The 21,479-nt window shown below is 27.2% G+C and carries 20 protein-coding genes and 1 tRNA gene; 11 read left to right on the forward strand and 10 right to left on the reverse strand.

All coding sequences use genetic code 11. The annotated features are described in order from the left end of the window. The first annotated feature begins 37 nt into the window (after positions 1–37). From xth to KQ44_RS10140, 5 genes are all read left to right on the forward strand, one after another. On the forward strand, positions 38–811 hold the full coding sequence (gene xth / locus KQ44_RS10120; protein WP_096737292.1) for an exodeoxyribonuclease III: 774 nt from the start codon (positions 38–40) through the stop codon (positions 809–811). Between the two features lie 78 nt (positions 812–889). After that, positions 890–1,222, forward strand: coding sequence for an STAS domain-containing protein (locus KQ44_RS10125; RefSeq protein ID WP_096737293.1), 333 nt, complete (start codon positions 890–892; stop codon positions 1,220–1,222). Positions 1,223–1,239: 17 nt separating this feature from the next. Then, positions 1,240–1,560 carry a YggT family protein gene (locus KQ44_RS10130; protein ID WP_096737294.1) on the forward strand — a complete coding sequence of 107 codons (321 nt, stop codon included), beginning with the start codon at positions 1,240–1,242 and terminating at the stop codon, positions 1,558–1,560. A gap of 2 nt (positions 1,561–1,562) precedes the next feature. Further along, positions 1,563–3,689, forward strand: coding sequence for a tetratricopeptide repeat protein (locus KQ44_RS10135; RefSeq protein ID WP_096737295.1), 2,127 nt, complete (start codon positions 1,563–1,565; stop codon positions 3,687–3,689). Positions 3,690–3,742: 53 nt separating this feature from the next. Continuing rightward, entirely contained in the window at positions 3,743–3,952 is a 210-nt protein-coding gene (locus tag KQ44_RS10140) for a DUF1858 domain-containing protein (RefSeq protein ID WP_096737296.1), read from the forward strand. Positions 3,953–4,075: 123 nt separating this feature from the next. Here KQ44_RS10140 and KQ44_RS10145 read toward each other — a convergent pair whose 3' ends face one another. Further along, positions 4,076–4,822: a DUF3108 domain-containing protein gene (locus tag KQ44_RS10145; protein ID WP_096737297.1), complete on the reverse strand. Its 747-nt coding sequence runs from the start codon at positions 4,820–4,822 to the stop codon at positions 4,076–4,078. A gap of 669 nt (positions 4,823–5,491) precedes the next feature. Continuing rightward, a complete protein-coding gene (locus KQ44_RS10150; RefSeq protein WP_096737298.1) occupies positions 5,492–6,847 on the reverse strand; it encodes a PhoH family protein in 1,356 nt (451 codons plus the stop codon). Positions 6,848–7,073: 226 nt separating this feature from the next. Between KQ44_RS10150 and KQ44_RS10155 the strand changes: the two genes are divergently transcribed. Both KQ44_RS10155 and KQ44_RS10160 read left to right on the forward strand, forming a co-directional pair. After that, positions 7,074–7,661 carry a DapH/DapD/GlmU-related protein gene (locus KQ44_RS10155; protein ID WP_096737299.1) on the forward strand — a complete coding sequence of 196 codons (588 nt, stop codon included), beginning with the start codon at positions 7,074–7,076 and terminating at the stop codon, positions 7,659–7,661. 27 nt (positions 7,662–7,688) lie between these two features. Beyond that, positions 7,689–8,783, forward strand: coding sequence for an alpha/beta hydrolase (locus KQ44_RS10160; RefSeq protein ID WP_096737300.1), 1,095 nt, complete (start codon positions 7,689–7,691; stop codon positions 8,781–8,783). 77 nt (positions 8,784–8,860) lie between these two features. Here KQ44_RS10160 and KQ44_RS10165 read toward each other — a convergent pair whose 3' ends face one another. The 3 genes from KQ44_RS10165 to KQ44_RS10175 form a co-directional block, all read right to left on the reverse strand. After that, complete coding sequence (locus KQ44_RS10165) at positions 8,861–9,508, reverse strand: hypothetical protein (RefSeq protein ID WP_096737301.1); 648 nt, start codon at positions 9,506–9,508, stop codon at positions 8,861–8,863. Then, positions 9,505–10,758, reverse strand: coding sequence for an AAA family ATPase (locus tag KQ44_RS10170; protein WP_096737302.1), 1,254 nt, complete (start codon positions 10,756–10,758; stop codon positions 9,505–9,507). Before KQ44_RS10170 ends, KQ44_RS10165 begins: the two co-directional genes overlap by 4 nt. A gap of 118 nt (positions 10,759–10,876) precedes the next feature. After that, positions 10,877–11,767, reverse strand: a complete 891-nt coding sequence (locus tag KQ44_RS10175; protein ID WP_096737303.1) for a LysR family transcriptional regulator — start codon at positions 11,765–11,767, stop codon at positions 10,877–10,879. Between the two features lie 150 nt (positions 11,768–11,917). Between KQ44_RS10175 and KQ44_RS10180 the strand changes: the two genes are divergently transcribed. Next, entirely contained in the window at positions 11,918–12,949 is a 1,032-nt protein-coding gene (locus KQ44_RS10180) for an alpha/beta hydrolase (RefSeq protein WP_096737304.1), read from the forward strand. A 56-nt stretch (positions 12,950–13,005) separates the two neighbouring features. Here KQ44_RS10180 and KQ44_RS10185 read toward each other — a convergent pair whose 3' ends face one another. Together KQ44_RS10185 and KQ44_RS10190 are read right to left on the reverse strand one after the other, a co-directional pair. Continuing rightward, the gene (locus tag KQ44_RS10185) at positions 13,006–14,802 is read right to left on the reverse strand and encodes a methyl-accepting chemotaxis protein (RefSeq protein ID WP_096737305.1); all 1,797 of its coding nucleotides are present in this window, start codon (positions 14,800–14,802) and stop codon (positions 13,006–13,008) included. A gap of 106 nt (positions 14,803–14,908) precedes the next feature. Continuing rightward, positions 14,909–14,980, reverse strand: a tRNA-Gly gene (locus KQ44_RS10190). A 332-nt stretch (positions 14,981–15,312) separates the two neighbouring features. On the opposite strand from KQ44_RS10190, the gene KQ44_RS10195 reads away from it, so the two are divergent. Both KQ44_RS10195 and KQ44_RS10200 read left to right on the forward strand, forming a co-directional pair. Continuing rightward, a complete protein-coding gene (locus tag KQ44_RS10195) occupies positions 15,313–16,449 on the forward strand; it encodes a VWA domain-containing protein (protein WP_096737306.1) in 1,137 nt (378 codons plus the stop codon). A 25-nt stretch (positions 16,450–16,474) separates the two neighbouring features. Then, positions 16,475–17,605 (forward strand): tetratricopeptide repeat protein, encoded by a 1,131-nt coding sequence (locus tag KQ44_RS10200; protein ID WP_096737307.1) that lies wholly within the window; start codon positions 16,475–16,477, stop codon positions 17,603–17,605. Between the two features lie 116 nt (positions 17,606–17,721). Here the strand turns inward: KQ44_RS10200 and KQ44_RS10205 are convergent, their stop codons facing one another. The 3 genes from KQ44_RS10205 to lspA form a co-directional block, all read right to left on the reverse strand. Further along, positions 17,722–18,366, reverse strand: coding sequence for a leucine-rich repeat domain-containing protein (locus KQ44_RS10205; RefSeq protein WP_096737308.1), 645 nt, complete (start codon positions 18,364–18,366; stop codon positions 17,722–17,724). A 92-nt stretch (positions 18,367–18,458) separates the two neighbouring features. Beyond that, positions 18,459–19,385: an RluA family pseudouridine synthase gene (locus KQ44_RS10210; protein WP_096737309.1), complete on the reverse strand. Its 927-nt coding sequence runs from the start codon at positions 19,383–19,385 to the stop codon at positions 18,459–18,461. Between the two features lie 2 nt (positions 19,386–19,387). After that, positions 19,388–19,939: a signal peptidase II gene (lspA, locus tag KQ44_RS10215; RefSeq protein WP_096737310.1), complete on the reverse strand. Its 552-nt coding sequence runs from the start codon at positions 19,937–19,939 to the stop codon at positions 19,388–19,390. A 500-nt stretch (positions 19,940–20,439) separates the two neighbouring features. On the opposite strand from lspA, the gene rfaE1 reads away from it, so the two are divergent. Beyond that, positions 20,440–21,447 carry a D-glycero-beta-D-manno-heptose-7-phosphate kinase gene (rfaE1, locus tag KQ44_RS10220; protein ID WP_096737311.1) on the forward strand — a complete coding sequence of 336 codons (1,008 nt, stop codon included), beginning with the start codon at positions 20,440–20,442 and terminating at the stop codon, positions 21,445–21,447. The last annotated feature ends 32 nt before the right edge of the window (positions 21,448–21,479 follow it).

The following is a 21,479-nucleotide window of genomic DNA, read 5'->3' on the forward strand; positions in this document are numbered from 1 at the left end:
ACCATATATAACTATAATAAAAAAGGCTGATTAATTAATGAAAATAATATCTTGGAATGTAAACGGCATACGGGCTGCATATAAAAAAGGCTTGGTTGATTTTATAAAAAAAGAGAATCCTGATATAATATGCCTTCAGGAAACTAAGGCTTTTGAAGAACAGCTGCCTGAAGATTTAAGAAATATAGAAGGATATCAACTTTTTATCAATCCTGCTGACCCTGAAGTAAAAAAAGGATACAGCGGAGTTGCTATATACACAAAATTAAAACCTAATAAAGTTATTAAAAATAAATTAGGAACTAAGTTCTCAGACAATGAAGGAAGAATATTATCATTAGAGTTTGATGATTTTACTATATTTAATGTATATTTTCCAAACGGCGGAAAATCTGAAGAACATTTCAATTATAAACTTTCTTTTTATGATGAGATTACAAAACATTTAACTAAATTAAAAAGCAAAACTAATGTTATATTATGCGGCGATATGAATATAGCACATGAAGCTATAGATTTGGCAAGACCTAAAGAAAATGAAAAGAGTATAGGTTTCTTACCAGAAGAGCGAGAAAAAATAACAGAGTTTTTAAATAAAGGATTTACTGATACTTTCAGAATGTTTGTAAAAGAAGGCGGACATTACAGCTGGTGGGATATGAAAACTAGATCAAGAGAAAAAAATGTGGGCTGGAGAATAGATTATTTCTTTGTTAATAATGAAATAGCTCAGAATATAAAAAGAGCTGATATATTAACTGATGTTATGGGAAGTGATCACTGCCCTATACTTATAGAATGGGATAAATAAAAAACTGCTTGATTTTTTGACTTTTTATAATAATATTAAGTCAGTTTGCTTTTTACTTTTTTATTTAAAGGAGTTATCATGGTTCGTACAATCATTGAGGATAAAACAGCCATAATCAATATAGAAAAAAATATTATCTCTGAAAATGTTGATATACTGGAGGAAAAATTAAATTATGCTAAAAATGCAGGAGCTTTAAACTTTATATTTGATTTTCATAATATAGAATATATGTGTTCTTCTGCATTAGGACTCATAGCTTCTGCTTTAAGGGTATCAGGTGAAAATGGAGGTACTGTTTATTTCTGTTCTTTAAGTAACAAATTAAAAGCATTATTTGAGGCTACTAAATTTTTAACTATAGTAAATACTGCCAATAATGTAGACGAGGCACTTAATAATATTAAATAATTTTTTATAGGAAGTTTATGCTAGTAGAAATTATAAGATTTATATATGTAGTATGTATGCAGGCTTTGAGACTGTATTCTTTTATATGGTTTGTATGGATTATATTAAGCTGGCTTCAGGCTTTTGGAGCTATGCATTTAGACTATTATAATCCTATAGTAAACTTTTTTTATAAGATAACAGACGGCGTTATAGATAAAATTTTTGGCGGAAGAAGACTTATTGTAGGAGTACTTGATTTATCTCCTTTAATATTTCTTTTAGTTCTTCAAATGGCAGCTCCTATAATATTAAAAATAATATTTCAATTCTTGCTAAATCTTGCTGTTAGGATATAGTTATGAGTTCATTAGATGATATAAGTAAGTACATTGATGACGGAGATTATAAAAAAGCTATAGAAGAGCTTGACATTCTTATATCTAAAGAACCTGATAATGCCAAAGCATTTTATATGAGAGGCAAATATTCTTTTATAGAACTTCAGCAGGAAGAGTTTGACAATAGTAAATATGATGCTAGAAGGGCATTAATATATTCTTCAATAGAATATGACTTAAATAAATCTATAGACATTGATCCTAATATAGCAGATGCATACAGAGGTCTTATGTATTTAAATAGAGATTTAAAAAACATAGACAAAGAAAGAGAGTATGCTCAAATACTTTTTGATAAAGATAATACAGCATATGATGCTCTATTAATACTTGCAAGTAGCTATCTTAATAACGGAGAAAATGAAGCTGACTTTCATCAGGCTATAGGTTATTATGATGATTTTATCAAAAATGCTGAAGACAACAGAATAGCAAGGTTTGAAAGAGGTCTTTGCTACTACAATCTTAATATACTTCCAAAAGCAGACATTGAAGCTAATAAACTTATTTATGATTTTCCTTTTTATGATGACGCTTATTTTCTTAAAGGAATTATACTAGCCAAAAACGGCATAAAGTCAGAGTTTTATGATGATGCTGTATTCTTTTTTGACAGAGCAATAGAACTTAATAGCCTAAACTTTAATGCCATATATGAAAGAGGTGAATGGTATTTTAATAAAGGCAATTACAGAAAAGCAATAGAAAATTATAATGAACTTCTAAAATATAATAATAAATACAGATTAAATGCTCTTCTTGGTAAAATTCAGGCACTTCATGATCTTATTATAGAAAATGAAGATAAGTTCTATCCAGACAGTCAGGAAGAAGGAAAAGACCTTAAAGAAGTTTTTTATTTGCTTGATAAAGTTATAAATGTGCTTGGAATAAACAGCATGCAGTACAGATATTACAGGGCTAATTTGTATGCATATCAGGGGGAGATAAAAAAAGCTATAGCTGAATTTAAAAAAATACTAAATGAAAATGATGAGGCTTGGATTTATGAAAAAATAGCAGAGCTTTATCATAATTATGCTCAAAGCGATGATGATTATAGAGAGGCTTTAAAATATCTATATCATATTGATAAAAGTGAATACAAATACTCAACATACTATATAATGATATTCTCCAATTATGAGCTTAAAAATTACGAGAAAACGGCTGAATTATGCGAAGAGCTTTTTCAATATATTTATGAAGACGATGAAGAGGTGTATTATATAAGATTTATATATGCACATTCTCTTCAGATGATAGGCTCAAATGATTATGAGCTTATATTAAATAATCTTCAAAGATGCTTAAACAGTAAATTAGATAAAGCTACTATATACCGTTCAATAGCAAAGATAATGCTTTATAATATGCCTAATAAATATAATAATGACGGAATAGATATGTTAAAAAAAGCCATAGGATTAAATGATGCTTTATCATATTTTATGTATGCCAAGGAATTATTTTACGGTGATATTATAATACCATATCCAGAACTTGCTATATCTATGGCTGATATGTCTTTTAATATAGATAATACTTTGGAATGTTCTTTAACTATTATAGGAAAAGGATATGAACTAGGACGAGGAATAGAAAAAAATCCTAATAAGGCGTTTGAAATGTACTATAAAGCATGTGAACTTTCTGATATAAACAATTCAAAATGTTCATGTGCTAAAGGACTTACTGCTCATTGCTACTATAAAGGAATAGGGGTTGAAAAAAATGAACATATAGCTTTTGATATAGTTAATAAAACGGCTATGAGTAAGGGTAAAGATTCGCATGATCATATAGCATTACTTTATTCATATTTTGCTTTAAATAATATAAAAGGCTTTGATTTAGTTACAGCATTATCATTATTTGACACTATAGAATCTCATGCAAATAATCTATATATAATAATGACTCTAAAAAGAATATATAAGAAACTAGGAAGAAAACTTGATGTTAAAAGAATGGAAAAAATGGAAAAAAATGCTATAATGGTAACTGGGGAATTAAACATGTCATATTTAAGGAAATACATAAAAAAGTTTAATGACTTCTATCCTATTTTAACTTTTACACTTTGACAAAAAAATCATTTATATATATTATAATATAAAATAAATAAGAGGTAACCATTATGATAAACAAAACTATGAGTATAGGTGAAATAATACAAATCTTTCCAGATTCTGTAGAAATAATGATGAATTATGGACTTCATTGCGTTGGCTGTCATGTAGCAAGCTGGGAAACTTTGGAAGAAGGCTGCCGCGGACATGGAATGAATGATTCCATCATTGAAGCTTTAGTTAAAGAAATTAATACTAAATATGAAGCAAGCAAATAATTTTGTTTTTTAGCTTTATATAACTCTTAAAAAAGACAGCATATATTTTTATACGCTGTCTTTTATTTTATAAAGTATTATACTTATTTCTAAAATTATTAATACTTATTTTTTACAAGTCTATTATTTTCCGTCTTTGTATTCTCTTATTATTCCTCTTACTCTTATTGTAAGTCCGTAAACTTTCTGCTCGGCTATGATTACATCGAGAGGCACCTGATTATATTTGTCTTTAGAGATCAAGGCGTCTGTTCCGTATTTATCTTTTTCATAAACTCTTACAGTAGCAAGTTTATCCCTTTGAAGTTTAGTTTTTAAATCTTCACCATTTTCTATAGTAAATCTTATATCTCTTTTTATATTCTTTCCTTCAAGCCAATTAACTTTAAATGTTCCTATATTCTTATCAACAAAACGCATGAAAAATACCAAAGATAAAGCATCATATGCCATTCCGCTGAACTCTATCTTTTCATCAGTTGTTCTTTTATCATTAAAGAGATAATAATTTTTGTAAAAAGTTAAAGTTTCATTATTTATCCATTCGCCTTCAGAAGTATCTTTTTTAAGAACTAAAGGACTAAAATTATTTGTAGAAACCCAAGCCTCAAATACGTCGCTTACTTTATAAACCCAATTAGCTGCTCCTGTAGTATAAACATGGGCATACAGATGATAGGCTGGTATTCCGTTTACATTGCTTATAGCTAGAACTTTAGCTTCAAGTGTTCCTACTTTACCACTTATATTAAACTCTGGAACTTGTGCCAAAACATCATATTTTATATATTCGCCTACTTTAAATGTTTGATTGTATCCAAATATAATATTTGAAATTAAAAGAGTAATTATAAAAACATATTTTTTCATAAAATACAATCTCCTTTATAATGATAAAATTATCATATTTATTATATATAATATATACCTAAACAATTATAATTTGTCAAGTTTTAACTTTCTCTTTACTCCATATACTTTAAGATTTATTAATTTATTTTGATATTAACAAACTTTATTTAGATTTAAAAGTTCAATTTATCAGCACCCACCCAATGTTAATATTTCTTTCTTCAACGCACGTTCAATCGATTCTTATATATAAACTAATTATTAATTCTAATCAATATTATATATAAAAACTTCATGCTCCGTGCGTGAAAGAAAGTTCAAATTTAAATAACGTTTTGGGCGGGCGTAATTGAAAAAATATGGTATCATAGATTTAATTAAAGTCTATATAAAAAATAAAGCTTTTAAATCTAAAAGGGCGGGAATTTAAATAAATTTTTTAATCTATTTTCAGCCCCACCCTCTAAATTCTTCAATACTATCTGTTATTTCTGTATAGTTTTTTTTTGTTGGCTTTTACTGTCATTATAACTGCCCACCCAAGCGTTTTTTAAATTTATAATGTTATACAACGCACGTATGAATGAAATTAAAAGTATAGTTTTTGTTTGTAATATAAACTTTCTTATACTAAATAATGCATTTTGCGTGCGTTAAATATATTATAATTAAAAGTTATTTTGTAATTTATAAAACATTAGCAGCAAGCTCTGCAAGTTTTGAACGCTCGCCTTTTTCAAGTGTTACAGTACCGCTTAATACTTCTGCCTTTGTACGGTCTATCAAATAAGTAAGACCATTGTTTCTTTCGTCCAAATACGGAGTGTCTATCTGATGAATATCTCCTGTAAACACTATTTTTGTACCCTCCCCTGCTCTTGTAATTATAGTTTTTATTTCATGAGGTGTTAGGTTCTGAGCTTCATCTACTATAAAATATATTTTGTTCAAACTTCTTCCTCTTATGTATGCCAAAGGTGAGATTACTATCTTTTCATTTTCAAGCATTTTTTTTATGTTTTTACTTTCATCGCTGTCATCAGAATGTATATGCTGTATAACAGAAAGATTATCAAATAAAGGCTGCATATAAGGGTCTAATTTGCTGTTAATATCACCAGGGAGAAAACCCAAATCTTTATTAGAAAGTGCTACTACAGGACGTGCTAAAAGTATCTGTCTGTACTCTCTTCTCTTTGCCAAAGCGGCTGCAAGTGCTAGAAGTGTTTTACCAGTACCAGCTTTGCCCATTATTGTAACTAAAGGTATATCATTATCAAGTAAAACATCCAAAGCCATAGCCTGCTCTTCATTTCTAGGTTTTATTCCGTATGCATCTATATTGGTATCAACATGAACTATTGTTTTTGTATCATCTTTATATTTACCTATTACTGCCTCATCATCTTCTTTTACTCTGTAGCAGAAATATGTATTAGGATAAACAGGATGCTCTCCTTTTACAGCTATCTCTTTGTTTTCATTAAGTTCTTTTATATAGATTTTAGCATTATCTCCAGATATGCTTTCTATACCTGTAAATAATGATGATAATTTTTCTATCTTGTCAGTATTATAGTCTTGCGTGTCTATACCCAAACTTCTGGCTTTCATTCTCATATTAATATCTTTAGTTATGAGAATTACTCTCTGATTCTCGCATTTTATATTATAAGCACATGATAATATTTTATGATCTGGAATACTGTTTGAAAATATTTTTTTAAAATCATCTCTCTCTTCATTATTAACATCTATAAATACTTTACTTTTATTATCAAGCAAAGCACCTTTTTTAAAAATATCTTTAGTTCCCTGAAGTTCTTCATTTTTCTCTACTATTACATCAAGCTCCCTTATAAACTCTCTAGCATTAAAATTGATTGTATCGCTTCCCTTTTTGAACTTATCAACTTCTTCAAGTACTGTAATAGGTATAACTATATTTGTCTCTTCAAAAGAAAATATTGACTTAAAATCATGAAGTATTACATTAGTATCAAATACGAATACTTTTTTATTAGGTATAAAATTTTCTATCATTATCGCAAATCCTTTCAGTTTGTATTGTCAGCATATATAATACCGCCTACTTATAGTATGATACATAAAAATAAAAAAAGCAACTTAATTTTAATATAAAAGCCTATTAAATATACGCACTAGTATTATACTTTTTAGGTATTATAATATATAACACATAATTATTTGATATAATTTGATTTTTGTGTAAAATACAAATAAATAAAAAACATAAGGAATAACTAAAATGAATATGGAAGAGTTTATTAAATACTGCAAAGAAGGCAATCCAATATCAAGCGAAGATGAAGAGTTATCACCGCTTTTATATGAATGCTCTCAGAGTGCAATAAAAATAACTATGGAAATTAATAATAAATATCATAATACAGATGAAGTAAGAGAATTATTTGAAGAGCTTACAGGCGAAAAAATAGATAAAAGTTTCACATGCTTTCCTCCATTTTATACTGACTTTGGAAAGAATATAAAGATAGGAAAGAATGTATTTTTCAACTGCGGATGTTCATTTCAGGATAGAGGCGGCATTGTTATAGGAGATAATGTATTTATAGGAATGAATGCCACTATTTCAACACTCAATCATGGAATAGAAGTAGAATACAGAAGTATAACTTACCCAAAAAAAGTAGTAATTGGAAATAATGTATGGATAGGTTCAGGAGTACATATACTTTCTGGAGTAACTATAGGTGATAATTCTATAATAGCAGCAGGAGCTTTGGTTAATAAAGATGTGCCTTCAAATGTGATAGTAGGAGGAATGCCAGCCAAAGTTATAAAAGAAATAAATAAACTAAAAATAGCAAATTAATTAAAAAATTTAATTTAAGGAGATAACATGAAAAAAACAATATCATCAATATTATTATTACTATCATTTATAATTTCTTGTAATAATAACAGTACACAAAATAATCAAAACAAAGGAGAAAATAATATGGACAGCAGAGTATTTACAGTTTACACAAATATTGAAATGAAAGAAGTAAGATTCAAAAACCGTTACGGCATAGAGATAGCAGGACATTTATATTTGCCTCAAGACTACAGCAATAAAAAAAATCCTGCTTTAGTGGTATCAGGACCATTTGGAGCAGTTAAGGAGCAGGCATCAGGTTTATATGCTCAGGAAATGGCTAGTAACGGTTTTGTAGCATTAGCTTTTGACCCATCTTTTACAGGTGAAAGCGGCGGAGAAGTTAGAAACAATGCTTCCCCAGATATATTTACAGAAGATTACAGTGCTGCTGTAGATTATTTAGGTTTGCTTGATTATGTAGATAGAAACCGTATTGGAGCAATAGGTATATGCGGGCTTTCTGGTATGGCTATAACTGCTGCTGGTACGGATACTAGAATTAAAGCTGTAGCAACTGCTTCAATGTATGATATGTCAAGAGATATGAGCAAAGGACATCAAGATTATTATACAAAAGAGCAAAGAAGAAAAATAAGAGAATATTTAAGCGAGCAGCGTTGGAAAGATGCTGAAAATGGAAATTATGCTTTGGGTAATCATGAGCCTACTTTTGATGCAAATAATAATATACAGGCTTCTGCTATGGTTGTACCTGAAGAGCTTCCAGAGAATGCCGACCCAGTATTTGCTGCCTTTTACAACTATTATGCAAAAAGAGCTTATCACCCTCGTGCTATAAACTTTGTTACTTCTTGGACTGCTACTATGCCTTTTTCTTTCTGGAACTTTAATTTGATGGATAATCTTAGGGATTTGGATACTACTCCTGTACTTTTAATAGCAGGCGACAGAGCTCATTCAAGATATTATTCTGAAGATGTTTACAGTGAAATATCTGGCAATAATAAAGAATTAGTAATAATAGAAGATGCAGACCATGTTTCATTATATGATGATATGTCAAAAATACCTTTTGAGAAAATAACACAGTTTTTTAATGACAATCTAAAATAATATACAGTTAATCATTAATTAAGGAAAACTCTCAGGTATTAATTTGCTTGGGAGTTTTTGTTATATATCTTTAAAAGTTAACTATTTTTATCAATTTCAAGCTCTTCCAAATATTTAAAAGCATAAGGAAAATCTGAATAGCTTTTAGTATGTATATCTGAATAATTATCTATTGATGAAGGCACTTTTTGATTATGTTCTTTTAAATATTTATTTACAGCCTTATCATGATTGTTTTGAAATACTTTATCCCAATGTTTAAATACATCATCTCTAATTATTTGTTTATCTGTTGTTTTATCATAATAATATTCAAGCCAGCTTTCCAATGCCTGATAATTAAGTATGAATATACTAGAATTAATATTATTGTATAATTGCAAACACTTATTAAATTTTTTTCTTAAATCTTCTATATGGTTGAGTTTAGCATTATCACAGTCAGTTATAAACACAATTATTTTTCCTAAACCATATTCGTTCATAGTGGAAGTTCTATTTGTTATAAAATCTACTATTCTATTTATTTCTTTATTTTTTTGTTCATCATCTTTAATATTTGAACTTAATTGATGTGTTTGAGCATTACCATGATATTTAATTTTATAATTAAGTTTTTCATTTATATATTTTTTGAAATATTCAAATTCGGTTTCCCCGGGTGAAAAACAGTACAAATAATATTTTTTATTATTTAAAGTATTTAGTGTTTGTTTCTTCCTCATTTATTTATATCCCCATCAATAAAAAACTTTGAAGGAACTTCAAATAATCTGGAGTTGTATTTTGCTTTTAGGCTGTTTCTTTTATATTCTTTTTCTAAATCTTCTCTTTTTAAATCTTCAAAATCAGAAGCACAGTATAATTCGCTTTTATTATCTTCTTTGTTTAGAAACCAATAATGATTTAACAATGTATTTTTAAGGCACATTAAATTTGTATCATGAGTTGATAATATTAACTGAGCTGTAGGATTATCTAAATCTTCAAACATATTTTTTTGAAATAAACTTATAACAAGCTCTAAAAGTTCAGACTGCACACCTTGAAATTCATCAATTATAGATAATTTACCACTTTTTACACATCCTAATATATCAAATAGATTATTAGCATAATTTTTTGTTCCATAAGATTCTATTTTTCTAAATTCATCTATATAGTTATTATGAATTGAAATTAACTTTTTTTTATTAGATCTATTAATAAGATTTTCTACAATATTAGTAGTTTCAAGATAATTTCTATTTTCAATTACTTTTATATCATCTATTCCTACATCAGCAAGTAAAATAAGTTTTTTATATATATTCCAAGAGTTTGATATATCCAAAGCATAATAAACTTTATCAAGTTGAAAAAATAAACTGTCAGTATAATTTTCATTTGCATTTAGTAATGGGAATATAAAATTAGTTATAAATGCTATTCTATAATTTTCTATTATTGATTTATAGCTATTTACACTATTTAGATATGTTATAACTGTAATATTATTTGGTATGCCTTCTTTATTTCTTAAAAGATTTATACCATTAATAATAGAATTCTCTTTTCTTTCAAAAATTATATCATTATTTTCTTTCAATAATTCATATTTTATATCGATGTTATGTACTATTTCATAATGATATAAATTATTATTATAATAAAATTCCAAAGAAAATGTTATATCTTCATCTTTACCGTAAATCATATTTTGTATAAATAACTTCTTATAATGCTGATTAATATCATCATCTTGATAAGAATTTATATGAAATAAATATTTAATTGCATCAAGCAAATTGGATTTTCCGCTTCCGTTATGTCCGTATAGTATGCATAGCTTTGATATATAATCATCATTTATTTTATATACAAAGGGATTATTTTCTACTTCTTCTCTGTTGCTGTCATTAACTTCTATACGCATATCAAGAGTAACTTCATCATAAAATGATTTATAGTTCTTGGCACTAAAACTTACAAGCATTTGTTTTCTCACTTTACTATAAAAAATTATTATATAATTTGGAATAAAAAATATTTATATATGATAAATTTTATCATGTATATAAATTAAGTCTACTATTTTTTAATTATAAATTCTATTATAAAAAACTTTTATTCATTCTTTCCAAAAATATTTTTGAAGCTCTTGAAAACTCCTGATTTTTCTTCCAAACAACATTAAGCCCCGATTCCAATTTAGGTTTTAAAGGCAAAAAACATATATCTTCATTATGTATATTATCTATAAGCCTGTCCAAAGCAAAAGCATAACCCATACCCTCGCGTACCATAATCAAGGCGTTGTAAATAAGATTATAAGTAGCTGTTATATTCAAACTGCTGAAACTTACTCCTAACCATCTTAAAAAATCATTGTTTTTCATCTCATCTTGAATAGTCTGTCTTGATACTATTAGAGGAATATTAAGAATATCCTTTTTTACGATATACTTTTTTTGTGCCAGCTTTGAGTCTCTTCTCATAATAAGCCCCCAAGTATCTTTGGCCGGCATTTTTAAATAATCATACTTTGATAAATCAGCAGGGTCTATCAATACTCCAAAATCCAATAATCCTTTATCAAGCTTCTCTGTAATATCTTCAGAGTTACCACTGTAAATATTATATCTTATATGCGGGTAGTCTTTTTGCATGTTCCGCATAATAGAGGCAAGCAATGCCATAGCCCAAGTTTCCCCAGCACCTATAAATATGTCGCCTGCTATAATCTTATCATCAAAGTTAAACTCAGCCCTTGTTTTATCTATCATATTTAATATTTCTTCTGCTCTTTTTTTTAGCAAAATGCCTTCAGGTGTAAGCTCTATATTATTATGCTTTCTTTCAAATAATTTATGCCCTATATCTCTTTCAAGCATGTTTATCTGACGCGATAAATTAGGCTGCGTTAAATTAAGGTATTTTGCTGCCTTTGTGATATTTCCTTCTCTTACTGCAGTTAAAAAGTATTTTAAAGCTCTTACTTCCATATATTTAAATCTCCTTTATTTTTATAATAATACAAAATTATTCATTTTTAATCAATACCTAAAAAGTATATATATTTATAAATAATAAATATTTGCTATAGTTAATTATTTATTATATTCTATAAATAATTAAAAAAGGAGGATATTATAATGTTTAAAAATATTTTATTATTTTCAGCATATATGCTTTTTCCTATAGGAAGCATCATGGCACAGAATAATACATTACAATGGGATAAAACTTTCAAAAAGAGCGATAAAGTAAATGTAAAAAAAGTATCATTCTATAACAGACTAGGTATAAATATAGCAGCCGACTTATACACACCTGTAAATATTAATACCAATCAAAAATATAAGGCATTAGTTATAGGAGGTCCATATGGAGCAGTAAAAGAACAGGCTGCTGGAGTATATGCTCAGGCTATGGCAGAGAGAGGATTCATTACTATAGCATTTGATGCATCATACAACGGAGAAAGTGGAGGCTCTCCTCATTATACAGCTTCTCCTGAGGCATTTGCAGAAGATTTCAGTGCGGCGGTAGATTTTATAGGTACATTAAGCTATGTTGATAGAAATAAAATAGGAGCTATAGGAATATGTGGAAGCGGAAGTTTTGTTTTAAGTGCAGCTAAAATTGACAGCAGAATAAAAGCAATAGCTACAGCAAGTATGTATGATATGGGAAGAGTAGCACGAAACGGAATGTATGATTCTTTAACTGATGAAGAAAGAAAAAAAATGATTGAAGCTACTTCTATGCAAAGATGGAATGAATATCAGGGCGGAGAAAAACAATTTCAAATAGGTACTCCTGAAAATATAGATGAAAACGCCCCAGATATAGTAAAAGAGTTCTACAGTTATTATCGTACAAAGAGAGGTTTTCATCCTCGTGCCACAACTGCTATGTCTGTTATAAGCAGTATTAGCTTAATGAATTATTATCCTTTGGAAAATATTGACATTATATCTCCAAGACCCATACTTTTTATAGCTGGTGAAAAAGCTCATTCAAGATATTTCAGTGAAGATGCATATAAAAAAGCTAAAGAACCAAAAGAGTTAATCATAATACCTAATGCTAATCATGTTGATCTCTATGACAGAACAGATTTAATACCTTTTGATAAATTAGAAGAATTTTTTAATACTAATTTAACAAATAAAAATAATTAAAAAAAACACTAAAATTATTAATAGGGCTTTGAAATATAAAAAAGCCCCATTATCTTTTAAGCATGAAGTTTGAAATATTCAAGTTCTGAATAAACATTATCAGTACCGTCAGCAACTTCCCTTCCTAGTACAGCACTGTTATGCACAAGATTTGCATTTTCCTGAGTGATTTTATTTAATTCATTCATAGCAAGAGCAATCTCCTTAACACTTCCCTCTTCATCAGACACGGCATTATGCAAATCAATAAGCACATCAGATACCTCTTTTGCTGAGTTTTCTATATTCAAAAGCACATCAAGAGAATGCTTTACAGACTCATTTCCTGTCTCTATTTTGGCTACAGTATTTTCTATTATATCAGTAATCTTACCAGCAGCATCATTAACATTCTGGGCAAGCGAACGTATTTCAGAAGCCACAACTGCAAAGCCCTTACCTTGCTCTCCAGCACGTGCTGCCTCCACTGCCGCATTAAGAGATAATATATTAGTCTGAAAAGCTATTGACTGTATAAGTTTAATAATATCTGATATCTCTTTACTTGATTCTGATATATCAAGCATATTATTTGAAATCTCAGTTACAGCTTCAACTCCTGCTTTAGTTTCTTCAGCTACTTTATTGCTCATATCTTTTACATTATTGGTATGTTTTGAAGTATCCGATATTGAGGTAAATAAACTTTCTATAGAACCGCTTACCTCTTCTATAGCTGCCGCCTGTGATGAAGTTCTATCTGATAAATTATCTATGCCATTTGATATCTGACTGCTTGAATTATTAATGGAAGATATATGCATTTTTATTCCAGAAACTATTGAAGATATTTTGTTTTGCATATCATTAACTGAATTAACTAAATGACCAGACTCGTCCTGCAAAGCTAAATCATTTTTATCAAATACACTATTAAAATTGCCATCTTTCATTAAGTCTATTATTTTTATAGTATTTTTTAAAGGCTTAACTATTTTTCCTACAAGAAGCCATTCCAAAATAAGTATAATAAGCATAACAATAAAAACGGCAAGCATTAAAAGTCTAAACTGATTATGAACTATACTTGCATCTCCTTTAAATATCAAAATCCAAGGGGCATTATCTGTTTTTTGTACAGCATACCATTCATTGCCTTCTATTTTTATTTCGCCTATATGAGAAGTAAGATTTCCTTTAAACTCAGCAAATATAGGGTCTTTAAATAAATTATTATTTTCATTTAAAACATAATCACTATTTTCATGCGTTATGTATATACCGTTTTCTGAAACTATATAAAAACTGCCATCCAAATGCTTCTTCACATCCTCCATAATTTTATTCATATTTATAAAGTCTATAGCAAATACACCTTTTAAACCAGCGTTTGTATATACAGCTTTACTGAATGTAACTGTAAGTTCATTGACTGCAAAATCTATATAAGGCTCGCTTATTACTATATCTTTAGTATTAATAGCGTCTATATACCAAGGTCTTGAAGTCTGATTATAAGTGCGGGAATATTCTTCCAAAGTATTTATATATATGCCTCCTTCAGAATATGGAACAGTATCTCCAAAGTACATATTCAAATATCCTTCACTTGATTTTTCTACATTTGTAATGAACTCTCCGAAACTTATTAAATCTGGATTAGCTTCCAAATTATTAACTATTAGATTAACTGTATTTTTTATTTCTCTTATATAGCCTTCTGTTTCATTTTTAGCATTTATGGTCTGAAAATATTTTTCATTTAAAAATTTAGATTTATAAACTGGCTTATAAAATATATAAAATAACAAAAAAGCAATAAATAAAAATATAGAAAATATGCTTAAAAATTTAAACATTAATCCTTTTCTCATGCACAAAACTCCGTAAATATATAAAAAACTAATTTAAAATATTAAAAAATAGAGTAATAAAAAATTTATTTGTAAAAAGACAGTTAAAGAAATAAAGCTAGTAATGAGCGGGCGAACGGAATCGAACCGTCATCTTTAGATTGGAAGTCTAAGGTAATAACCATTATACGACGCCCGCATTTTTTAAGTGTTAAAATTATAGCATAACAATAAAAAAAATCAATAGCATTACTAATATTTTTATAAAAATTAATACCTACTAATAAAAGAAAAATAAAATTTTGAAAGTTATTTTAATTCCCACCCTCTAAATTTTTTAATACTATATGTTATTTATAAATAATTTTTAATTTTCTAGCTTTTACTGTTATTCTGGCTGCCCGCCCAAGTGTTTTTTAAATTTGATAATACTCCCAAACACACACAATTAATTTAATTATTGTATATATTAAAATTCTTAAACTTATAAAGAATCTTGATTTTTTATGAGTTTATTTATATTATAATAATATGAGTATAAAAAATGATAAACAAAATTTAAACAGATGGCGTTTGATATTAGGAAGTTTTGCTGAAAATAATTTAGAACTTGATACTAAATATGCTGAAATTGACTCGACATTAGGTTTTTTATATGACAGAGAATACAGCAGCGAATCAGGATACGCCGATTTTGAAAATGACAAAAAAGATAGAGGCGGCAGGGGAAAAAGCAATTTAACTGTGCCTGCTTGGGTTAGCAAAGTAAAAAAATTATTCCCTAAAAAAACTGTTGAAATAATGCAAACTCAGGCATTAGAAAAATATAAACTTACAGAAATGATAACTGATGAGAATATTTTAAAAGAGATGGAGCCTAATATGGAGCTTTTAAAAAATGTTCTCACTTTTAAAGATATGATGAACGGAAACGTGAAAAAACTCGCTTATAATATAGTAAGAAAGGTTGTAGAAGATATTAAAAAGAAAATGGAAAGTGATATTAAAAAAGTATTTTATGGGAAAAAACTTCCTAACTCTACAACTCAAAATAAAATATTCAAAAACCTTGATATAAAAAAAACTATACGAAATAATCTTAAAAATTATAACATAACAGATAAAACCATTTTTGTAGATAAATTATATTTCAATCAAAATATAAAAAAATACAATCCTTGGCATATAATAATCCTTATAGATGAAAGCGGATCTATGCTTGATTCAGTTATATATTCTTCTATAATGGCTTCTATATTTTCTAATCTTCCTTATTTGTCTATAAAACTTGTAATATTTGATACATCTATTGTAGATTTATCAGATTATGTCAAAGATCCTATAGATGTATTGTTTAAAGTACAATTAGGCGGCGGTACTGATATATCATTAGCTTTGGAATATGCTAAAAAAATAACAACTGTACCAGATAAAACAATAGTGCTTCTTATAAGTGATTTATATGATTATAATTATAAACACATGTATAAAAGTGCTAATGATATAATAGAATCAAGGTCTAAACTTTTTGTACTTCCTGCTTTGGACTATAATGCAAATGCCAGTTACGATAAAGAGGCTGCAAAACAATTTGCAAAAATGGGGGCTAAAGTGGCAGCTATTACACCTGATGAGCTTTCAAAGTGGATAAGCAATTTAATATCTTAAATATTTAATGGAGGTTTAATAATATATGGAAATCATTAAATATTTTTTTACCAAGCATATTGAAAAATGCAGAAATAAATTAAATGAAATTAATACTGATGCAGAAGAATTAAAAAATTATGCTGATAAGGCAAATGAGTTTTTAAGTACTATAGATACAGAAAATTATATAAACTTTAATGAGTTTAATCAATATATAGAAAATTTAAACTCATCTTTTACAGCAGATATTCATATAAATAAATTAGAAACATTTTCCTATGATGAAAACTTTATCAATGATATTTATAAACATTCTGAAAAATATTTAAAATCTTTGGATAAATTAATTTCGCTGTCAAAAGAAGATTTTGAAGATTATAAAATAGAACTCTATAAACATAGAGGAGATGTAAAAACAGATTTAAACATGTATGACGATGCCATTGAAGACTATAGAAAAGCATTAGAACTTAATCCTAATTACATCGAAGCTAAAAAAGCATTGGAAGAAGCAAATGAAAAATTAAAAGACTATAATCTTAATAAGTCATTTGATAATTACTACAGAGAAGGTATTAATTATTATAATAAAAAACAATTTGAAGATGCATTAAAAACATTTAATAAAGCTATAGAATTAGACCCAAATAAATCTAAAGCATACCTTTATAGAGGAGTATCAAAATTAGTTATGGGAAGAAATGAGGAAGCTATTAAAGATTTTGACAAGGCGATAGAACTAGATCCAAATTATCCAAAGTTTTATTTATATAGAGGACATTCAAAAAATCTATTAAAAAAAGATGAAGAGGCTGTAGAAGATTTTGATAAGGCTATAGAATTAGATGCTAATTATGCAAAAGCATACATGTATAGAGGAATATCAAAATTGGGATTAAATAAATATGAAGAAGCTATTAAAGATTTTGATAAAACTATAGAATTAAACCCCAATTATATAGAGGCATATTATCACAGAGGGCTTTCAAAACTTGGTCTAAACAAAAATGAAGAAGGTATTGAAGACTTTGATAAAATTGCTGAAATTAATCCAGATAATTCATTTGTTTATTTTGTGAGAGGAAATATTAAAAAAAGTTTAAATAAAGAAGAAGAAGCCTTAAAAGATTTTCAGAAATATGAAGAGCTTGAAAAACAAAAGAACCAAATATAATATTTATATTAAATTTGTTTTACTTGTAAGTGCCGCAAAATCACTAAAAAACAAATACTACATTTAGTAAAAATACTGCGGTTTTATGCATTAAAATTAATAATACCAATAAGCAACTATAATTTGTTAATTTTTATATTATTTTCTGATTTTATATTATTTTCTAAAATAGAGATAAACTTCAATTTTTTTAATTTTATCAATTCTTCTGGTATATCATCTAATTCATTTGAATCGAGTATTAATTCTTTGAGTTTTTTAAGGTTTTGTATTCTTGAATCTATTTTTTTTATTTTATTAAATGAAGCATCTATAAACTTTATATTATGAAGTTCATAGATTTCATCAGGCAAATAAGAAATACTGCAGCCACTTATATCAAGTTCTTCAAGTTTTTCAAGCATTTTGATATTTTTATTTAATTTATATATGTAATTATAAGAAATATTAAGAGATTTTAAGTTTTTAAGCTCAAAAATTTCTTTATTAATATATCTTATTTTATTGGAAGATATATCAAGATTTTTTAAGTTTTTTAAATTCGCTATTTCTTTTGGAATCTTTTTTATATAGTTCATAGATATGTATAGGCTTTCTATATTCTCAATTTCAAAAAACTCCAAAGGAATCTCTGTTATATCTAAATTGCTTAAATTTAATTCTTTTATATCATTGAAATCTTCTTTTTTGATATTTGCTATATCGTAAGCATCATTTTCTTTAGCCCATTTAATTATATATTTAAAACTACTCTTAGTCATATTTATTAAAGCCATATCTTTATTATTTATGGTTTATATTAGCATGCATATACGACAAAAATTGACGCATTAATACATATTTAATAGTATTTTTATATATTTTCTGAATATAAAAAATCATAAAAATAAGAAGGATAATCAATTTCAAATTTAAGCACTTCATTGGTTATAGGGTGAGTAAACTCTATTTTTTTGGCAACAAGCATAAGGGCTTTATATTTGTTTGAGCTTTTTGAGTATATTTTATCTCCTGCTACTGGAAAATTTTTGTATGATGAATGTACCCTTATTTGATGAGTTCTTCCAGTTTTTAAATCTATTTCTATAAGTGTATGATTTTTAAATCTTTTTAATACCTTTATATATGTAAGAGCTTTTTTACCATCTTCTCTTACAGTCATTTTTTTTCTATATATTTTATGTCTTCCTATAGGCAAATTAATTTCTAAATAATTGTCTTTAAGCAGTCCTATAACTATAGCATGATATATTTTTTTTATTTTGCGGTTTTTAAATTGCTCCTGAATACTTGATACAATATTAGCATTTTTTCCTATAATCATAATTCCAGAAGTATCTTTATCAAGCCTATGTATTATTCCAGCTCTGCTTTTATTACCTACAAAGTCAAAATCTTTTATATTATAAAGCAAAGCATTAACCAAAGTTCCAGTCATTTCTGATGCCGAACAATGCACACTCATTCCTGCAGGCTTATTTATTACAAGAAGGTATTTATCTTCATACAATATGTCTAAACTTATATCTTCAGCTTTAGGATTTTCTATATCTATTTCTTTATCGCTATTGTTTATATCAACTTCTATTTTATCATTAATTTTAAGAGCATATGAAAGTTTTTTTTCACTTCCGTTTACTTTGATAGAGTTTAAATAATTTTTTACCTGACTTCTTGATATATTTAGTTTTTCGCTTATAAATACATCAAGTCTTTTTTTAACATCTGCTTCTTCGATTATAAAATATTTATTATCATTTTCATCTTGTTCTTTGTTCATAATTAATTATTTTCATCTTTCTTTTTATCAAAATCTTCTTTAAAGAAAAATACACCTATAGCTATTATACATATTCCTATAGTAATGGAAGCATCAGCTATATTATAGTTATAAGGAAATCTTATAGTTTCATTAAATCCCATACTAATGAAGTCAGTAACATATCCTCTCATAATTCTATCAATCAAATTCCCCATAGCTCCTCCAAGAACCATAGTAAAGCCAATCATAGAAAGTTTTTGTTTCTTTACATTTATAGACAGCATTATAAAAAATACTACAATCATAGCTAAAAATACTACAACTTTAAGCAGTTCTGGTATTATATGCTGTATAGATTCTGGAACACTATTAAGAAATCCAAATGATACACCGTAATTTCTAGTATATATAAATATTAATATATCGCCTATTACTCTTTGTACAATTATTTCCTGAAGGTATTTATCTATAAAATATTTTGATACTGCATCTGCTATAAAGATAAGCAAGGCTGCTAAAAAATATATTTTTTTTTGTTTTATCTCTTGTGCTATTTTTTTTAATTTTATCATACGGCTTTAACTCTTTTAATATATTTAATTTTTACTGCAATATATAACTTACCTATAATATAAAAAGTGAATTTTTTTCAATATTTTTAAATATAATAGAGTATAATAATTTATATTAACAAAAATTACAAGTTTGATTTTAATATATCCCTAAACAACTATATTTTGTCAAATTTTAATTATTTATAAATGTAATGATAACTTATAAATAGTATAAAGATTATTTAATATTAATAAAATAAGTTTAAAATGTATTATAATAAATATATTTTAGTTAAAAAATGCAGTCTTTCGCAACTGCGTCTTTGTGGACCAGACGGCAAAAGAAGCGGGGGTGGAGAAAAGCCTACACAAACAATAACTTTTGACAAACTTAAGAATTTTCAGTATACACAAATATAATAATATATATAACTATTTCAAACATCTTTTATTATTTACAATTTTTTTTATTTTATGTTATAATTATTGCAAAAATATATTTTATTAATGATTTAAGTATGGATTTAAAAATTAAAGCTAAAAAGATTAAACATTCTAAAGTTCTTGTTATAGGCGATTTAATGCTAGATAGATTTACATATGGAGATGTCATAAGAATATCTCCTGAAGCTCCAGTTCCAGTACTTCATGTTAATCATGAAGAAAATTATTTGGGCGGTGCTGGAAATGTGGCAAGAAATATCGCTGCTTTAATTGGCGAAGATAATAATGACAATATCTTTATGATAGGCGTAATAGGAAAAGACAATTCTGCTGATACTATTATAAGTAGTATGAATAAATCTAATATATCCTCTAATGGCATAGTTGAAGATAATTCAAGAGATACTATAACAAAAACAAGAATAGTAGCAAATACTCAGCAGATAGTACGCATAGATAATGAAAGTACCGAGCCTTTTTCTGATAGCATAATGAAGAAAATAGAAAAAAACTTTACTGATAATATAGATAATTATAATGCTGTGATAATAAGTGATTATGCAAAAGGTATTATTACAAATAAGCTTGCAAAAAAGATAATAGATACCTGCAATAAAAAAAATAAGCCTGTATTGGTAGACCCTGCTATAAAACATTTTTCATTTTATAAAAGAGCTACACTTATGACACCTAATTTGAAGGAAGCCGTTGAAGGTATGGACAGTAAATTTCCTTTTTATGAGTTTAATCCTGAAGCTATAAATATATTAGGAAATGATATAATAAAAAAATTAGCACTCTCAAAACTGATGATAACTTTAGGTGCTAATGGTATGGCATTATTTGATAAAGATATAAAAGGGCCTGATAAAAAAACTCCTTTTATAATACCTACAAAGGCAAAAAGTGTGTTTGATGTTTCTGGAGCGGGAGACACTGTTATATCGGTACTTGCTATGTGTTTATCAGTAGGATTAACTTTTAAGGAGTCTTCTGAAATAGCAAATGCTGCTGCTGGTATTGTTGTAGGAAAGAGGGGAACTTCCACTTTAACATTAGATGAGCTTATGGAAGTATTATAATAAGTTTTATACAAATTGGAAATATTATTTTA

The organism is Brachyspira sp. G79 (assembly GCF_002379365.1).
Classification (GTDB): Bacteria; Spirochaetota; Brachyspiria; order Brachyspirales; family Brachyspiraceae; genus Brachyspira.

What these genes read in the sequence shown, in the direction of transcription:
- xth (WP_096737292.1), top strand. Translation starts at nt 38, where the DNA reads ATGAAAATAATATCTTGGAATGTAAACGGCATACGGGCTGCATATAAA.
- KQ44_RS10125 (WP_096737293.1), top strand. Translation starts at nt 890, where the DNA reads ATGGTTCGTACAATCATTGAGGATAAAACAGCCATAATCAATATAGAA.
- KQ44_RS10130 (WP_096737294.1), top strand. Translation starts at nt 1,240, where the DNA reads ATGCTAGTAGAAATTATAAGATTTATATATGTAGTATGTATGCAGGCT.
- KQ44_RS10135 (WP_096737295.1), top strand. Translation starts at nt 1,563, where the DNA reads ATGAGTTCATTAGATGATATAAGTAAGTACATTGATGACGGAGATTAT.
- KQ44_RS10140 (WP_096737296.1), top strand. Translation starts at nt 3,743, where the DNA reads ATGATAAACAAAACTATGAGTATAGGTGAAATAATACAAATCTTTCCA.
- KQ44_RS10145 (WP_096737297.1), bottom strand. Translation starts at nt 4,822, where the DNA reads ATGAAAAAATATGTTTTTATAATTACTCTTTTAATTTCAAATATTATA.
- KQ44_RS10150 (WP_096737298.1), bottom strand. Translation starts at nt 6,847, where the DNA reads ATGATAGAAAATTTTATACCTAATAAAAAAGTATTCGTATTTGATACT.
- KQ44_RS10155 (WP_096737299.1), top strand. Translation starts at nt 7,074, where the DNA reads ATGAATATGGAAGAGTTTATTAAATACTGCAAAGAAGGCAATCCAATA.
- KQ44_RS10160 (WP_096737300.1), top strand. Translation starts at nt 7,689, where the DNA reads ATGAAAAAAACAATATCATCAATATTATTATTACTATCATTTATAATT.
- KQ44_RS10165 (WP_096737301.1), bottom strand. Translation starts at nt 9,508, where the DNA reads ATGAGGAAGAAACAAACACTAAATACTTTAAATAATAAAAAATATTAT.
- KQ44_RS10170 (WP_096737302.1), bottom strand. Translation starts at nt 10,758, where the DNA reads ATGCTTGTAAGTTTTAGTGCCAAGAACTATAAATCATTTTATGATGAA.
- KQ44_RS10175 (WP_096737303.1), bottom strand. Translation starts at nt 11,767, where the DNA reads ATGGAAGTAAGAGCTTTAAAATACTTTTTAACTGCAGTAAGAGAAGGA.
- KQ44_RS10180 (WP_096737304.1), top strand. Translation starts at nt 11,918, where the DNA reads ATGTTTAAAAATATTTTATTATTTTCAGCATATATGCTTTTTCCTATA.
- KQ44_RS10185 (WP_096737305.1), bottom strand. Translation starts at nt 14,802, where the DNA reads ATGAGAAAAGGATTAATGTTTAAATTTTTAAGCATATTTTCTATATTT.
- KQ44_RS10195 (WP_096737306.1), top strand. Translation starts at nt 15,313, where the DNA reads ATGAGTATAAAAAATGATAAACAAAATTTAAACAGATGGCGTTTGATA.
- KQ44_RS10200 (WP_096737307.1), top strand. Translation starts at nt 16,475, where the DNA reads ATGGAAATCATTAAATATTTTTTTACCAAGCATATTGAAAAATGCAGA.
- KQ44_RS10205 (WP_096737308.1), bottom strand. Translation starts at nt 18,366, where the DNA reads ATGACTAAGAGTAGTTTTAAATATATAATTAAATGGGCTAAAGAAAAT.
- KQ44_RS10210 (WP_096737309.1), bottom strand. Translation starts at nt 19,385, where the DNA reads ATGAACAAAGAACAAGATGAAAATGATAATAAATATTTTATAATCGAA.
- lspA (WP_096737310.1), bottom strand. Translation starts at nt 19,939, where the DNA reads ATGATAAAATTAAAAAAAATAGCACAAGAGATAAAACAAAAAAAAATA.
- rfaE1 (WP_096737311.1), top strand. Translation starts at nt 20,440, where the DNA reads ATGGATTTAAAAATTAAAGCTAAAAAGATTAAACATTCTAAAGTTCTT.